The organism is Paenibacillus lycopersici (assembly GCF_010119935.1).
Lineage (GTDB): Bacteria > Bacillota > Bacilli > Paenibacillales > Paenibacillaceae > Paenibacillus_Z > Paenibacillus_Z lycopersici.
The window spans coordinates 6,486,027-6,502,150 of the sequence record NZ_CP048209.1 but is presented as its reverse complement, the minus strand read 5'-3'; the positions used below and the strand labels follow the sequence as shown (position 1 = coordinate 6,502,150).

14 protein-coding genes are annotated in these 16,124 nt (G+C 61.6%); all 14 read left to right on the top strand.

Features of this window, described 5'->3' with window-relative positions:
- Window positions 1-123 precede the first annotated feature (123 nt).
- Window positions 124-510 (top strand): NADH-quinone oxidoreductase subunit A, encoded by a 387-nt coding sequence (locus tag GXP70_RS28465; protein WP_162360050.1) that lies wholly within the window; start codon window positions 124-126, stop codon window positions 508-510.
- Window positions 495-1,013 carry a NuoB/complex I 20 kDa subunit family protein gene (locus GXP70_RS28460; RefSeq protein WP_162360049.1) on the top strand — a complete coding sequence of 173 codons (519 nt, stop codon included), beginning with the start codon at window positions 495-497 and terminating at the stop codon, window positions 1,011-1,013. The genes GXP70_RS28465 and GXP70_RS28460 overlap by 16 nt, the downstream gene beginning before the upstream one ends.
- Window positions 1,010-2,053 (top strand): NADH-quinone oxidoreductase subunit C, encoded by a 1,044-nt coding sequence (locus tag GXP70_RS28455; protein ID WP_162360048.1) that lies wholly within the window; start codon window positions 1,010-1,012, stop codon window positions 2,051-2,053. The genes GXP70_RS28460 and GXP70_RS28455 overlap by 4 nt, the downstream gene beginning before the upstream one ends.
- A 3-nt stretch (window positions 2,054-2,056) precedes the next feature.
- Window positions 2,057-3,157, top strand: coding sequence for an NADH-quinone oxidoreductase subunit D (locus tag GXP70_RS28450; RefSeq protein ID WP_162360047.1), 1,101 nt, complete (start codon window positions 2,057-2,059; stop codon window positions 3,155-3,157).
- A complete protein-coding gene (nuoH, locus tag GXP70_RS28445) occupies window positions 3,157-4,167 on the top strand; it encodes an NADH-quinone oxidoreductase subunit NuoH (RefSeq protein WP_162360046.1) in 1,011 nt (336 codons plus the stop codon). The genes GXP70_RS28450 and nuoH overlap by 1 nt, the downstream gene beginning before the upstream one ends.
- A 103-nt stretch (window positions 4,168-4,270) precedes the next feature.
- Window positions 4,271-4,726 carry an NADH-quinone oxidoreductase subunit NuoI gene (gene nuoI / locus GXP70_RS28440; protein ID WP_162360045.1) on the top strand — a complete coding sequence of 152 codons (456 nt, stop codon included), beginning with the start codon at window positions 4,271-4,273 and terminating at the stop codon, window positions 4,724-4,726.
- A gap of 3 nt (window positions 4,727-4,729) precedes the next feature.
- Entirely contained in the window at window positions 4,730-5,245 is a 516-nt protein-coding gene (locus GXP70_RS28435) for an NADH-quinone oxidoreductase subunit J (protein ID WP_162360044.1), read from the top strand.
- Window positions 5,246-5,548, top strand: a complete 303-nt coding sequence (gene nuoK / locus GXP70_RS28430) for an NADH-quinone oxidoreductase subunit NuoK (RefSeq protein ID WP_162360043.1) — start codon at window positions 5,246-5,248, stop codon at window positions 5,546-5,548.
- A 6-nt stretch (window positions 5,549-5,554) separates the two neighbouring features.
- Window positions 5,555-7,432: an NADH-quinone oxidoreductase subunit L gene (gene nuoL / locus GXP70_RS28425; protein ID WP_162360042.1), complete on the top strand. Its 1,878-nt coding sequence runs from the start codon at window positions 5,555-5,557 to the stop codon at window positions 7,430-7,432.
- Entirely contained in the window at window positions 7,432-9,060 is a 1,629-nt protein-coding gene (locus GXP70_RS28420; protein ID WP_162360041.1) for a complex I subunit 4 family protein, read from the top strand. Before nuoL ends, GXP70_RS28420 begins: the two co-directional genes overlap by 1 nt.
- Window positions 9,061-9,065: 5 nt before the next feature.
- On the top strand, window positions 9,066-10,622 hold the full coding sequence (locus GXP70_RS28415) for an NADH-quinone oxidoreductase subunit N (protein WP_162360040.1): 1,557 nt from the start codon (window positions 9,066-9,068) through the stop codon (window positions 10,620-10,622).
- A gap of 341 nt (window positions 10,623-10,963) precedes the next feature.
- Window positions 10,964-14,095: a S8 family serine peptidase gene (locus GXP70_RS28410; protein WP_225442592.1), complete on the top strand. Its 3,132-nt coding sequence runs from the start codon at window positions 10,964-10,966 to the stop codon at window positions 14,093-14,095.
- An 18-nt stretch (window positions 14,096-14,113) separates the two neighbouring features.
- Window positions 14,114-14,362: a DUF1146 domain-containing protein gene (locus GXP70_RS28405; protein ID WP_162360039.1), complete on the top strand. Its 249-nt coding sequence runs from the start codon at window positions 14,114-14,116 to the stop codon at window positions 14,360-14,362.
- A 217-nt stretch (window positions 14,363-14,579) separates the two neighbouring features.
- Entirely contained in the window at window positions 14,580-15,992 is a 1,413-nt protein-coding gene (gene murA / locus GXP70_RS28400) for a UDP-N-acetylglucosamine 1-carboxyvinyltransferase (RefSeq protein WP_162360038.1), read from the top strand.
- Window positions 15,993-16,124: the final 132 nt, after the last annotated feature.

The window sequence follows — 16,124 nt, the reverse complement described above, 5'->3', positions numbered from 1 at the left end:
TTCGAAACGGCCCGGAAAGCGCTTTCCAACTCGGTCATAGACGCAAGTGGCAGCATTTGTTATAATTGTGAGGGAATTTTGTCCAAAGTTCACCGCAAGTATGGCGCCCTGTAGATCCTAACCATGGAGGCGAAAGTTGTGGAGAGGTACATCAACAATTATGTGATTGTGACGATCTTCATTCTACTCGGGATTTTGCTTCCTGTGGTCGCGCTGGCCGTTGGACGGCTGCTTCGGCCGTACAAGCCGAATGATGAGAAGAAAACGACTTACGAGAGCGGAAACGAACCCGTGGGCGAGGGACAGGTCCGTTTCAACGTGCGCTACTATCTGTTTGCGCTCATGTTTGTCGTCTTCGATGTCGAAACCGTTTTCCTATATCCGTGGGCCGTTGCGTACAAGAAGCTCGGCCTTTTTGTGCTGGTTGAAATGGCGATCTTTACGGGACTGTTATTGATCGGACTACTCTACGCCTGGAAGAAGAAGGTGCTGAAATGGAATTCAATCTAGAGTCGATTACCCCCGAAGAGAGACAAGAACTGGAACGCAACGTGTTCATGGGCACGCTGGAGCAGCTCAAGGCATGGGCGCGGAGCAACTCCTTGTGGCCGCTGACGTTCGGACTGGCCTGCTGCGCCATCGAGATGATGGGCACGGGCGCCTCGCACTACGACCTGGACCGCTTCGGCGTCATGTTCCGCACGTCGCCGCGGCAATCCGACGTCATGATCGTCGCGGGCACCGTCACGAAGAAGATGGGGCCGCTGCTTCGCCGTCTGTACGACCAGATGCCCGAGCCCAAATGGGTCATTGCGATGGGCTCCTGCGCCACCGCGGGCGGTCCGTATGTCAGATCGTACGCCGTCATGAAGGGCGTCGACCAGATCGTCCCCGTCGACGTGTACATACCGGGCTGTCCGCCTAACCCGGCGGCGCTCATCTACGGCATCAATAAGCTTCAGGAGAAAATCCGCTACGAGGCGAAAACCGGGAAGCGGGTGACGGGCCGATGAGCGACGAGAAAGAACAGAAACCGGGGTTGCCGGCCGATCCGGCGGCATCCGGGGATAACCCCGCCAGCGGCGATGCGGAGGCAAAGCCGGCAGACGGAGCCGCCGGTGCATCCGCCGTGCGGGAAGGCGGATCGGCAGCGGAAGGCAGCGCCCCCGCGCCTGCGGCGGACGGGGCCGCGCCGAGCGCCGGGGAAGCGCCCGCGGTCGATCCGGAGCGCGAAGCGAAGCTGAAGGCGGCGGCGGAAGCGCGCGCGGCCCGCGCGGCAGCCAAGGCGGCCGCCGAAGGCGGAGCGCCCGCGGCGGACGGAGCCGCAGCCGGCGCGGTCGACCCCGAGAAGGAAGCGAAGCTGAAGGCGGCGGCGGAAGCGCGCGCGGCCCGCGCGGCGGCCAAGGCGGCCGCCGAAGGCGGAGCGCCCGCGGCGGATGGAGCCGCAGCCGGCGCGGTCGACCCCGAGAAGGAAGCGAAGCTGAAGGCGGCGGCGGAAGCGCGCGCGGCCCGCGCGGCGGCCAAGGCGGCTGCCGAAGGCGAAGCGGCGGCTCCGGCCGAACCGAAGCCGCCGTCGCCGATGCAGCCGCAGCTCGATCTCGCGGTTGAGCTGATCCGCACGCTGGCGGCGGAGGATGCCGTCGTCGAAGCCTACGTCAACGAACTGGACGGCCACCGGCCGACCTTGATCATACGCGGCGATCGCCTGCTTGCGGCAGCCAAGCTGCTGAAGTCGCATGCGGCGCTGCAAATGGACTACTTGCGCAATCTGTCCGGCGTCGATTACGAGACGCATCTGGAGACGGTCTACCACCTGGTGTCCCTGCAATCCGGCCAGGAGATCGCCGTCAAAGTGAAGACGGATCGCGAGGCGCCTTCGGTGCCGTCCGTCGTTCCGGTATGGGCGACGGCCAATTGGAACGAGCGCGAGATTTACGATTTGCTCGGCGTCGATTTTCCCGGCCATCCCGATCTGCGGCGCATTATGATGCCGGACAACTGGGTCGGCTATCCGCTGCGCAAAGACTACGAACCGCTGGACCCGGAGGTGTGAGCCGTGATTCGAACCGAAGAACTGCTGCTTAACGTCGGCCCGCAGCATCCGAGCACGCACGGCGTTTTCCGCATCATCGTCAAGCTGGACGGCGAAGTGATTACGGAAGCGACGCCGGTCATGGGCTACCTGCACCGCGGCACGGAGAAGCTGGCCGAGGAATTGAACTATACGCAGATCATTCCGTACACCGACAGGATGGACTATGTATCCGCGATGACGACCAACTACGTGCTCTGCCACGCCGTCGAGAAAATGATGGGCCTCGAGGTACCGGAGAGGGCGGAATTTATGCGCCTGATCGTCATGGAGCTGCAGCGCGTCGCGAGCCATCTCGTCTGGTGGGGCACGTATTTGCTCGACATCGGGGCGATGAGCCCGTTCTTGTTCGCCTTCCGCGACCGCGAAATTATCATTAATCTGTTCAACGAGCTGTGCGGCGCGCGGTTGACCTACAATTATATGCGCGTCGGCGGCGTGAAGTGGGACGCTCCCCCCGGCTGGATCGAGCAGGTGCGCGATTTCATCCCGTACATGGAAGGCAAGCTGGACGAGTACGACAGGCTCGTCAGCGGCAACGAAATTTTCCTTGCCCGGATCAAGGGCATCGGCCGTTATGACGCCGAGACGGCGATCAACTTCGGCCTGTCGGGGGCGAACCTGCGCTCCACAGGCGTGCAATGGGATCTGCGCCGGAGCAAGCCGTACAGCCTGTACGAGCGTTTCGAATTCGACGTGCCCGTCGGACGGAACGGCGACTGCTTCGACCGGTATAACATCCGGCTGGAGGAAATCCGCCAATCGCTTCGCATCTTGAAACAGGCGGTCGAGCAATTCCCGGCTTCCGGCGACGTCATGGGCAAGGTGCCCCGCGTCATCCGGCCGCCGGCCGGCGAACTGTACGTCGGCATCGAGTCGCCGCGCGGCGAGATCGGCTGCCATATCGTCTCCAAAGGCAAGGCGGAGCCGTACCGCCTGAAATTCCGCCGTCCGTCGTTCGTCAATTTGCAAATTCTGCCGAAGCTGCTCGTCGGCGAAACGATGACGAACCTCATTACGATTCTGGGCGGCATCGATATTGTCGTCGGGGAGGTCGACTGCTGATGGGAGCTTGGCTGGACGAAACGCTGACCTGGGGCCATGCGCTCCTGTTCTTCCTGTGGGGCGTCATTCTGCTTATGGTCGTCCTCGGTTTCGTGACGTATGCCATTTTCTTCGAACGGAAAGTCATCGGCTGGATGCAGTACCGGATCGGCCCGAACCGGGTCGGCCCGTGGGGGCTGCTGCAGTCGGTGGCCGATATTTTCAAGCTGCTGATCAAGGAGGACACCATCCCCCGCAAAGCCGACCGGACGCTGTTCATCCTGGCTCCGGCGCTGGCTTACGTGCCGGCGTTCGCGGTATTGGCGGTCATCCCGTATACGCAGAAGCTCTATTTTGCCGACATCAACGTGGGATTGCTCTACTATGTGGCGTTGTCGGGCATCTCGACGATCGCGATCATCCTGGGCGGCTGGTCGTCCAACAACAAGTACGCGCTTCTCGGCGGCATGCGGTCCGCCGCGCAGATGATCAGCTACGAGGTGCCGCTCGTCATCTCGGTCGTCGGCGTCGTCATGCTGTCGGGCTCGCTGAACCTGCGCACCATCGCGGACCAGCAGGGCAGCTGGTTCTGGGAGTGGAACTTCCTCCCGCAGATCATCGGCTTCGCCGTCTTCATCATCGCGGCGGTGTCGGAGCTGAACCGGACGCCGTTCGACTTGCCCGAGGCGGAGTCCGAGCTCGTCGCCGGCTATCATGTCGAATACAGCGGCTTCCGCTTCGCGTTCTTCATGCTGACGGAGTACGTGTACGTCTACGCGATCGCCGCGCTGACGACGGTGCTCTTCCTCGGCGCCTGGCATGCGCCGTTCCCGTTCCTCGACTGGGTGCCGGGCATTATCTGGTTTCTGCTGAAGTTCTCGTCGATCGTCTTCTTCCTGTTCTGGATCAGGGCTACCCTGCCGCGGATTCGCATCGACCAGCTCATGGGGCTCGGTTGGAAGGTACTGCTGCCGGTGGCGATCCTGAACGTGTTTCTGACCGCGGTTTACATGGAGCTGTTCGTCAAGTAAGCCTGCGGCTCCCATTATATTGTCGTAAGCTTTCGAAGTGGTTTTGTTAGCTTGCCGGTTTCCCGGCAAGGGCTTCGCACAAAACTTGGAGGAGGGAGAAGGAATGAAAGGTCTCTTGAAAGGGCTTGGCGTGACGCTGCAATCCATGACCAAGAAGAAGGTAACGACCTCCTATCCCGACGTGCCCATCGTCATGCCTGACCGGTTCCGCGGCATTCAGCATTTCGAGCCGGACAAATGCATCGTGTGCAACCAGTGCGCGCGCATCTGCCCGACGGAATGCATCACGCTTACCGGCAAGGCGAATCCGGATCCCGAGAAGAAAGGGAAGGTCATCGATACGTACGACATCAATTTCGAGATTTGCATCCTTTGCGACCTCTGCACGGAGGTGTGCCCGACGGAAGCGATCGTGATGACGGGCAATTTCGAATTGGCCGCCTACAGCCGGGACGATCTGTTCAAGGACATGAAGTGGCTGGACGAGAACAACGAGCACGTCCGCCTGGACAACAACAATATCGGCGCTCCTGCTGCAGCCAAGGGAGGAGCGAAGTAACGCATGTTCAATTTCGATTTCAGCGGTGAATTCGTCGCGTTTTTCGTTTTCGCCGTCATGATTATTAGCGGCGCGGTACTGATGGTCAGCTTTACGAAAGTCGTGCATATGGTCGTTTCGCTGGCCGCGGTGTTCATCGGCGTGGCAGGGATGTTCATTTTGCTGAACGCCGAGTTTCTGGCCTTCGTGCAGGTGCTTATCTATGCCGGAGCCGTCTCGATCCTGATGATCTTCGGCATCATGATGACGAAGCACCGGGATACGGAGGCGGAGCGCCCGCGGACGCTGCAGGAGACATTGACGGCGATCGGCGCGCTGGCGCTGTTCGGCATTCTGTTCTACGCCATCCGGCAATCGGATTTTCCGGAGCCTCCGCCGGCGGACGGATCGGTCGACAATACGCTGGCCATCGGCCAGCAGCTCTTCTCCAGCTACGTCGTGCCGTTCGAACTCGTATCCGTGCTGCTTACCGTTGCGTTCATCGGCGCGATCGTGCTCGCGAAGAAGGAGGCGGACTAGATGTTATCATCCTATTTAACGATGGCGGCGATTCTCTTCTGCGTCGGTCTGTACGGGGCGCTGACCAAACGAAACGCCGTCATCGTCCTCTTGTCGATCGAGCTGATGCTGAACGCCGTCAACCTGAACCTGGTCGCATTCTCCAAATACGGCGTCGTGCCGTCGCTGACGGGCCAAATGTTCACGCTCTTCAGCATCGCGGTCGCGGCGGCCGAAGCGGCCGTCGGCATCGCCGTACTGATCGCGCTGTACCGGGCGCGCGGAACCGTCAACGTGGACGACTACGACGAGATGAGGAGGTAAGCGCGCATGGATACGACTTTTTCGCAGGCCGCCTGGCTCATTCCGCTCTTCCCGCTCGCGGCGTTCCTGCTGCTGCTGGCGTTCGGCCGTTCTTCCCGCTTGATCGGCGTCACGCTCGGCTCGGTCAGCTCGTTCGCTGGCCTCGTGCTGGCGGTGCTTGTCTTGATCGAACATATGTCGGACGGAACGAAGTATTATCAATACGCCTTTAAGTGGATCGATACGGGCAGCGTCGTGTTCAAAGCCGGTTTCGAGGTCACGAATTTGACGGCGCTCATGCTCGTCGTCGTGACCGCGGTCAGCTTCCTGGTCAACGTCTATTCGGCAGGGTACATGAAGAACGATGAACGGATTTCCGTCTTCTACGGCTACGTCGCGCTCTTCACCTTCTCCATGCTGGGGCTGGTGCTCGCGGACAACATGCTGACGCTGTATATCTTCTGGGAATTGGTCGGCGTATGCTCGTTCCTGCTCGTCGGCTTCTGGTTCAGCAAGCCGGAGGCGAAGGCCGCGGCCAAGAAGGCGTTCATCGTGACACGCATCGGGGACGCAGGCTTGCTGCTCGGCATCTTGCTGCTCTACTGGTACATGCCGGATCACGCGCTTGACTTCGTGCGGATCGGCAATGCCTTCGATGGGGGCAGCGGCGTCATCGCGGCAAGCGTAACGACGTGGATCGCCGTGCTGATCTTCGTCGGCGCGGTCGGCAAATCCGGTCAATTCCCGCTGCATGTATGGCTCCCGGACGCGATGGAAGGCCCGACGCCGATCAGCGCGCTCATCCATGCCGCGACGATGGTCGCCGCGGGCGTATACCTGGTCGCGCGGACGTTCGATATTTTCCAAGCCTCGCAGACCGCGATGGACATCGTCGCTTACATCGGCGGTTTCACCGCGATCTTCGCGGCGACCATCGGGGTGGCGCAGAACGACATCAAGCGCATTCTCGCCTATTCGACGGTCAGCCAGTTGGGCTACATGATGATGGGATTGGGATTGAACTCGATGACGGGCGGGATTTTCCACCTGTTCACGCATGCATTCTTCAAAGCGCTGCTCTTCCTTGGGGCGGGCAGCGTCATTCACGCGGTACATACCCAGAACATTCAAGAGATGGGCGGCTTGGGCTCCCGGATGAAGATCACCGCCTGGACGTTCGGCATCGGCACGCTGGCCTTGTCCGGCATTCCGCCGTTCTCGGGCTTCTGGTCGAAGGATATGATTCTGAACATCGCCTATCACGAGAAGCCGGTCTTGTTCGTCGTCGGCATCGTAGCCGCATTCTTCACGGCGTTCTACATGGCGCGGCTGTTCTTCCTCGTCTTTACCGGCAAGCCCCGGGGCCATGGGCATGTTCATGCGCATGAATCGCCGCCGTCCATGACGATTCCGCTGATCGTGCTTGCGGTACTGGCGATCGCGGCCGGCTTCGTGCAGACGCCATGGAACGATACGCTCGGCATATGGCTGACGGACGGCGCGGAGCGGGAGAACGGCGGGGGCGGCCTCGTGATGGTCATCTCCGCGGCGGTCGGACTGCTCGGCCTGTATCTGGGCTGGCTCGTCTTCGTGAAAGGCGTCATCGCGCGCGACTTCGTCTCATCGCGGGCCGCTTGGCTCGTGAAGCTGCTGGAACGAAAATATTATATCGACGAGCTGTATGAAGCGGCGCTCGTTCGTCCGCTCCGCGCGGTCGGCGGGCTGCTGAACATCATCGACGATTACATCGTGGACGGCCTGGTGCGCGCGACCGGCGGGGCGGCGGTTCTGCTCGGCAGAGGCGGCACGCGGATGCAGAACGGTCAGGTGCAAACGTACGGCCTGATTACCGTGCTCGGGCTCGTCATCCTAATCGCGGCCGTCGCCTTAAGGAGGTTCTGGTAATGCTCGCGGATCTTCCGATACTATCGCTCATTACGTTCTCGCCGCTGCTCGGTCTGCTCGTGGTGCTGTTTCTCCCGAAGCATCGCAGCCGCTGGATCAAAGTGACCGCCATTACGGCGACGCTGCTGCCGCTCTTGCTCTCGCTCTGGCTGTACGCGGACTACGACAGCGTCAAAGGCGGCAAGGCCTACGAGGAAACGGCGACCTGGATCTCGACATCGCTCGATAAAACAGCCGTCGGCGAAGTCGGTTCGTACACGCTGCAATTCCAGTACCATATGGGCGTGGACGGGTTGTCCATGCCGCTGCTGCTGCTGACGACCATCGTCGGCACGATGGCCGCGCTGGCCTCCGTGCATATCAAGAAGCGGTGGAAATCGTTCTACATCTGGTTCCTGCTGCTGGAGGTCGGCATGATCGGCGTCTTCCTGGCACGGGACGTCTTCCTGTTCTTCGTCTTCTTCGAAATGACGCTCATTCCGATGTTCTTCCTGATCGGCATCTGGGGCTATATGAACCGGGAGCAGGCGGCGAACAAGTTTCTGCTCTATAACGGCATCGGGTCCGCCATCATGCTGCTGGCGTTCGTCCTGCTCGTGGCGACGGCCGGCTTCCGCGCCGATCTGCAGCCGAACGAGCAGCAGACGCATTTGACCTTTAGCGGCAGCTATGAGGTGATCAGCTCGAACCTTGCGGACAAGGACGCTTACGTCAACATGCCGCAATTGTCGCAAGGGTCGGATAATCCGCTCTATATGTCCGACCGGATGCACTGGGTCATCTTCCTGCTGCTGCTGATCGCGTTCGGCATCAAGCTGCCGGTCTTCCCGTTCCATACGTGGATGCTGAAGGTACATGCGGAGGCGCCGCCGTCCGTGGTCATGATTCACTCCGGGGTGCTGCTAAAGATGGGGGCGTACGGCTTGCTGCGGTTCGGCGTCTTCATGTTCCCGGACGTGACGAAGGATTGGGCGACGGCGCTCGCGATATTAGGCGTCGTCAACATCCTGTACGGCGCGGTGCTCGCGCTCGTGCAGGAAGAGTTCAAGCTGGTGCTGGCCTATTCGTCCATCAGCCATATGGGTATCGTGCTGCTCGGCATCGCCTCGCTGAACGAGGTGGGACTGCACGGCGCGATCATTCAGCTCGTCTCGCACGGATTCATCTCCGCGCTGCTCTTCTTGATCGTCGGCAGCATCTACGAGCGAACGGGCTCGACGGAGCTGCGGCATCTGGGCGGGCTTGCGAGAAGCATGCCGTTCCTGAGCGGCGTGCTGCTGGCTGCCGGGATGGCGTCGCTGGGGCTGCCGGGCTTGTCCGGCTTCGTCGGCGAGTTTCTCTCGCTGCTCGGCTTGTTCGACTCCATGCGGGCGATTACGGCGATTGCCGTCGTCGGCGTCATCTTGACCGCGATCTACGTGCTCCGCAGCGTGCTCGGCATTACGTTCGGCGCGATACCGGAGCGGTTCGCGGCCGTGCGGGACGTACGGCTCGTGGAGGCGGTGCCGATGATCGCGCTGCTGGCCTTCATCGTGCTGATCGGGATTTATCCGGCCGTATTGACGGATCCGATGCGCCACGGCTTCGACGCGCTGCTGCACCAGTTATCCGATAAGGCAGGGGGGTAGGGAATATGGACGCAGCACAACAATTGCAGTCTCTCTCGTGGAGCGACGCGGCCTATCTCGCCCCGGAATGGATCTTGATCGCATTCATGATCGGGCTCGCGGTGCTGGACCTGTTCCTGCCGCGCCGCGCGATAACGGGCTGGCTGACGCTCGCCGGCCTGCTGACGTCGCTCGGATTCGTCATATGGCGATTGGCCGAGCTTGCGAACGCGGCGCCGAAGATGGATGCGAACGGACAGCTGGTCAGCGGCGTGATCCGCATTATGGGCGACAGCTACCGCATCGATTATTTCTCCAGTCTGCTCAAGATCGTGTTTCTCGCCGCGACGGCGCTCATCGTGCTGATGAGCCTCGGCTCCGTGAAACGATCCGACATTCCGGACCGGGGAGAATTCTATTACTTGCTGCTGCCGGCCGTGTGCGGCGCGATGATCATGGCTTCCTCCGGGGACATGATTACGCTGTATATCGGGCTTGAACTGCTTAGCATCACGACGTACGTGCTCGTCGGCATCCGCAAGCACGCCGTGCAGTCGACGGAGGCGGCGTTCAAATACGTCGTCACGGGCGGCATCTCTTCCGCGCTGCTGCTGTTCGGCATGTCGTATCTGTACGGCATCACCGGAGCAACGAACCTCGGCGCGATCGCCGATGGCCTCAGGGCGCATGCCATCGACTATCCGGCTATTCTGTACGTGGCCTTCTTCTTCATCATCGCAGGGCTCGGCATCAAAATCGCTGCCGCTCCGTTCCACTATTGGGCGGCGGACGTGTACCAGGGAGCGCCGACGCCGGTTACCGCGTTTCTGGCGGTTGTCTCGAAAGGCGCGGCATTCGCCGTGATTGTCCGCATCGTGTACAACTTGGCGTTCTATGCCTCTTCGCCGGGCAAACCGGTCACGAACGACGTCTTCCTCGTGCTGCTTATCGTGGCGGCCGCCGCGATGCTGGTCGGCTCGACCATGGCGCTGCGGCAGTTCAACGTCAAACGGCTGTTCGCCTTGTCGGGGGTAGCCAACGCGGGGTATATGCTCGTTCCGATCGGCCTGTCCATCAAAGGCATGCATGCCTCGGGCGTCGGCGAATTCATCTTCTATCTCGCGGTTTACTTGCTGATGACCATCGGCGCGCTCACTATTGTGGCCGTTATCGTCAAGTCGTCGGGGCAAGAGGAAATCGGCGGCTTCGCCGGGCTGTATTACAGGGCGCCCTGGACGGCGGCGGCGATGATCGTCTTCGTCCTGTCCTTGGCCGGGCTGCCGGTAACGGGCGGCTTCTTCGGGAAGCTGTTCATTCTGCTTGGCGCGGCGCAGTCCAAAGACTATTGGATCGCGGCCATCATGGTCGTGAGCAGCGTGATCTCGTACTACTTCTACTTCGGACTGGTTCGTCAAATGTTCATGCGCTCGACCAGCGACGCCATCGTGCGGGTGCCGGTCGCCAGCGGCATCGTCATCTGGCTCTGCGCGGCCGCGACGGTTGCGCTCGGCATCGTGCCGGGGCCGGTATTCGACTGGATCAACAGCCATTTATCGCTGGTGAACGATCTGATGATTCAATAGCGGCCAACCGTTCATGGTCGACCGCCGTCATGCATGAAGCCAACTTGGTGCTTGAAGCTGCCCGCGGCGGTTTCAGCGCTCGGAGCCTCCCGCCTCCCGCCTCGATCCTCATCGAGGCGGGAGGCTTTTTTGCGCTGCGCATCGGTATTGCACCGCTCGCCGGGCGTTCATACAATCTTCAAGCGTAAGAACGCGAACGCAGGCATAATAATCGGTGTGCGGGATGTTTAACCGGGACGTTTGGCCTGATTCGCAGGAATTCAAACATTTGTCAAAAGGAGTTCGGGGGGCGGGGGGCGAAAAGTTTCAGATACCAAATTGCAGGTTAAAGGCAGACTATGATGAACAACCACTATTGGAACATCATTTCCAACTTCATATTCTCCAGGCCGGACGCCGCGCGGCGCAAGGGTTGTTTCGCCATGCCCGCTGGCGGCGGGCGCGGCAGGCGGCAAGCAAGCCCGGGCAGCGCCGCAGCGGCGAAGAGAGGCGCCGGAACGGCAGATACGCCGCCGTCATCGGCGCACGGCCGCAAGCGCGCGGCTGCGACAGCGGCTGCGCCGCGCCCGGGTTGGCGCCTGCGCCGCTGGCGCCGCGCGCTGAGCGCCGGGCTCGCGGCGCTGCTGCTCGCGGGCGCCCCTGCGGAGGCGGCTTCGCTCGCCGCAGAGGCCGCTCCCGCTGCCCCGCCGCCGGCGGCGGCCCAGGGCAAGGCGGCGGACCGCGAGGCATCGCCGACGCCAGCCGCCAGCGCTGCCGCCGGCGGCAGCGATGAGCCGCAGACCTGGCTCATCAAGTGGCGCGACCCCGCGCAGGCGAAGCCCTTGCGCGGCACGCGCGTGCTCCGCCGCCTGTCGCTTCCGGCGGCGGCGGTGGACGTCGTCCGCCCGGCAGACCCCGGGGCGGACACGGCCGAGTGGCTGCTCCGGCTGCAGAACACGCCGGAGCTCGCCTACGTGGAGCCGGTCGACCGCGTGCGGATGCTGGCGGCCGAACCGGCGAGCAACGACCCGGAACTGCCGCGGCAGCCGTTCCTGGACCAGATCGGCGCGAAGGAGGCGTGGTCGAAGGTTCGCGATCAGACGGACTTGACGATCGCGCTCATCGATACCGGCGTCGATCTGGATCACCCGGACCTCAAGAACAATCTCGTGCCGGGCGTCAATCTGGTTACGCCGGGCAAGCCGCCGGAGGACGATAACGGACACGGAACCGAGGTGGCGGGCGTCATCGCGGCCGAAGGCAACAACAAGCTGGGCATCGCAGGCATTCTCTGGCATGCGCGGATCATGCCCGTCAAGGCGCTGGACGCCGACGGCTACGGGGACGAAGAACGGCTGGGCGAAGCGATTACATACGCCGTCGACCATGGCGCGCGGATTCTGGTGCTCTCCGTCGGCCTGTACCGGTATTCGCCGTATTTGAAGGACATCGCCGCTTACGCGGAATCCAAAGGCGCGCTGCTCGTGGCGGCCAGCGGCAACGACGGCGAGCTGCTCGGGAGCAAGGCGAAGGTCAAGTACCCCGCCGCGTACCCGACAGTGATGGCGGTGGCGGGCGCGACGGCGGCCGGCAAGCCGGAGCCGCGGTCCAATACCGGGCCGGAAATCGACCTCGCCGCGCCTTGGAGCGTATATACGACCGCGCTTGGCGGAGGCTATAAACAAGAGCAGGGCACGTCGATGGCGGCGCCGCAAGTCGCGGCGGCGGCCGCGCTCGTCTGGGCCGTGCATCCCGGCTACAAGCCGTATCAGATCCGGAGCCTGCTTCGCCAGTCGGCGCAGGATATCGGCAATCCGGGCTTCGATAATGCCAGCGGGTACGGACTGCTGCGAGTCGACAATGCCGTCCGCGCTACGCTGGCGGCCGACAGCTTCGAGCCGAATAACAGCCGGCAGTCGGCGAAGCTTTTTCCGCTCGATACGAAGATTGCGGCAGAGCTTGACGGGAGCGCGGACAGCGACTGGTACCGCTTCGAAGCCCCGTACGACGGGACCGTCGCCATTCAAGTGCAGAGCATTCTGGCTGCCGGGGAGACCGTTCCAACGCTGGTGCTGACGCATAGCGGGGACACGTCGGCCCAAGGCAAGCAGCAGACGAAGCTCAGCAACCAAACCGTAAGCTGGCACGTCAAGAAAGGAAGAAACGATTTCGAGGTGCGCTTCTTTAACGGCAACGTCAAGCAGAAGCTGGCGTACATGCTGACCTCCTCGTTCCAGATCGCGCCGGATGCGTACGAAATGAACGACAAGCAGTACGAGGCGTTTACGCTGCAGCCGAAGTCGCAGCAGATTACCGGCAGCTTCCATCAGACCGGCGACCAGGATTGGTATGCGGTTCACTTCGATACCGGCGGCACGCTGAAGCTGTCCGTGACGACGGATTCCGCCCGCATCGATCCGGCGCTCGCGTATCAGCGGCAGGAGCAGGGGCTGCAGGAGCTGGACGAGAACGGCGAAGGCGGAGGCGAGGCTTCGCCGCCGATCGAGGTGACGCCGGGCACGTATTACATTCGCGTGCGCAATGCGATGGCGGCGCAGGCGAGTCCCACGGCGGGGCAGTATAAGCTGACGCTGCAGTTCATTACGCGGTACGAGGATCCGAACGAGCCCAATGACAAGGCGTACGAGGCGACCGGCGTATCGCTCGGCTCCACGTACTCCGGCGTCATCGGGACGGCAGGGGACGCCGACTGGTATCAGATCCGGCTGACGTCGGCCAGCGTAGCGACGGTGCAGGTCAACGACATTCCCGCCGGCATCGCGATGAAGGCGGAATTGTTCGATAAGCGGCAGAACCCGGTAGCGTCGTTCAAGTCGTCGCCGGGCGCCGCGGAGATCGTCAAGGAACAGAAGCTGGATGCCGGGCTTTATTACATCAAGATCACGGCGAGCGCCCCCTTCGACAAGCAATATTACGAACTGCTGGTGAAGGCGGATGCGCTGGTAGCCGGATTCCGCGATATCGACGGCCATTGGGCGGAGTCGTCCATCGCGGCATTGAATAAGCAAGGCATCGTCGGCGGCAGCGGCGGTTACCGGTTCAACCCGGATGCTTCGATAACGCGCGCGGAGGCGGTCGCCATGCTCGTCAGGGCCTTTAAGCCCGCCGGAGGCGGGACTTCCGGCCGCTTCGACGACGTGCCGGCCGACAATTGGGCGTACGCGCCAATCATGAGCGCGGCAGGGGCCGGATGGATCGGCGGGTATCCCGGAGGCGGGTTCGGCCCGGCACGTCCCGTAACGCGGGAAGAGATGGCCGTCATTCTGCTGCGCGCGCTGCGCGTGCAGAGCGTGCGTCCCGCGTCCGCGGCGTTCGGCGACGTGCCGGCCGGACGTTGGTCCGCGCCCGCCGTATGGACCGCCGCGAATAAAGGCCTAATGACAGGGTATCCCGGAAACCGGTTCGAGCCGGAGCGTCCGGCCACGAGGGCCGAGTTCTCCGCCGTGCTGCTGCGGGCGCTGAACGACAAATAGAGACAGGGAGTCAATCGAATGATGGAACAAGTCGCCGAAGCCGCGGGCATGCATGCGCTAATGTCGATCGTGATCGAATTGTTTAGCATCGCGCTGGCCTGGATTGCGCTTCAAGAACTGAAATGGGACGCGATCGTGAAGCGTCCGCGCGGAACGCAGGCCCGTTTGCTGCAAATCATGCTGGCGATCGTGGCGGGTCATGGATTCGCTTCGTTCGTGCTTTCTTACTGGAACTGGTCGAGTCTGCTCAAAGGCATTGTCGAATAACAACCCGGAAACATGTTAACAATGGGTAATAGATGACGGTACGAAACGAAAAACGGCTTGCGAATGGTATGAAATGCCGCTTTTTGGCAGGTAGAAAATAACGCTTGTCGATTCTTGTAAGCTGGTGGTAAGATGTAGTTTGGGTACAAACCAGGGTACCATATATTGCCTGGATTAGAGGTTAAAGAATCTACTGCACGCGGAGGGAAACCTTAAGATGAGCAAAATAATCGTCCGCGGCGGCAAGCGACTATCCGGAACGGTCCGCGTAAGCGGTGCAAAGAACGCCGTACTGCCGATTCTCGCTGCCACGTTACTCGCAAAGGATGGCGAAAGCGTCATTCACGACGTACCTTATCTGGATGATGTCATGACAATTCAACATGTGCTTTCCGCCCTGGGCGGAAAGCTGACATATGATAACGGAACGATGCGTATTTCCGCTGCGCAACTCGCGTCGTTCGAAGCCCCGTACGAATGGGTGCGCAAAATGCGCGCTTCCTTCCTCGTCATGGGTCCTCTGCTTGCCCGGCTCGGCCGCGCCAGAATTTCCCTTCCGGGCGGCTGCGCCATCGGAACGCGTCCGATCGATCAGCACTTGAAGGGCTTTGAAGCGATGGGCGCGGAGATCGCGCTCGGCCAAGGCTTCATCGAGGCAAGAACGGATGGCAAGCTGAGAGGCGCCAAGATCTATCTCGATTTCGCCAGCGTCGGCGCGACGGAGAACATCATGATGGCCGCCGTGCTCGCAGAAGGAACGACAACGATCGAGAATGCGGCGAAAGAACCGGAAATCGTGGATTTGGCCAACTACCTGAACGCCATGGGCGCAATCGTTCGCGGCGCGGGCACGGGCATTATCCGCATTGAAGGCGTGGATTCGCTGAGCGGCGTTGCACATACCGTTATCCCTGACCGCGTAGAAGCGGGTACTTATATGATCGCTGCGGCGATGACCGGCGGAGACGTGCATATCGAAGGCGCGATCGGCGACCATCTGGCTCCCGTTATTTCGAAGCTGCAAGAGATGGGCGTCGCGATCGCCGAGACGGACACCGGCATTCGCGTCACGGCGGCGAAGAAGCTGAAATCCGTCGACGTCAAGACGCTCCCTTATCCGGGCTTCCCGACCGATATGCAGTCGCAAATGATGGCGCTGCTGATGATTTCCGAGGGCACGAGCATCGTAACGGAGACGGTATTCGAGAATCGGTTCATGCACGTCGAGGAATTTCACAAAATGAACGCCCACATTAAAGTAGACGGACGCACTGCAATCGTTTCCGGCAGCGCCAAGCTGACGGGCGCCAAAGTGACGGCGACCGATTTGCGCGCCGGCGCGGCGCTGGTGTGCGCGGCCCTGTGCGCGGACGGCGAAAGCGAAATCACCGGCATTCACCACGTGGACCGCGGTTATGTCGATATTACGGGCAAGCTGGCAGCGCTTGGCGCCGATATTCTCCGCGAGGACGATGCGGAAGCCGTTCAACCGCTGTACGTGAAGGTGCTGGAAGGCGTCGCCGCGGCGCTTGAAGAAGCGGAGCCGGCCATTGTCGCCGTACGGCCGCAGGAACCGGTCAAGCGGGAGAAGGAACTGCCCCGGATCAAAGCTCAGCCGACTTGGGCTTAATCGTTCGCAAGCACTCGCTGGCTAATGACAAAAAACCCTATTTTCGCTCCTCTTTCCGGAGAAGCGAAAATAGGGTTTTTTGCTGTGCCGCCAGAAGGCGGGCGCATTCGCTTGGCCTCGGAATATATGGTT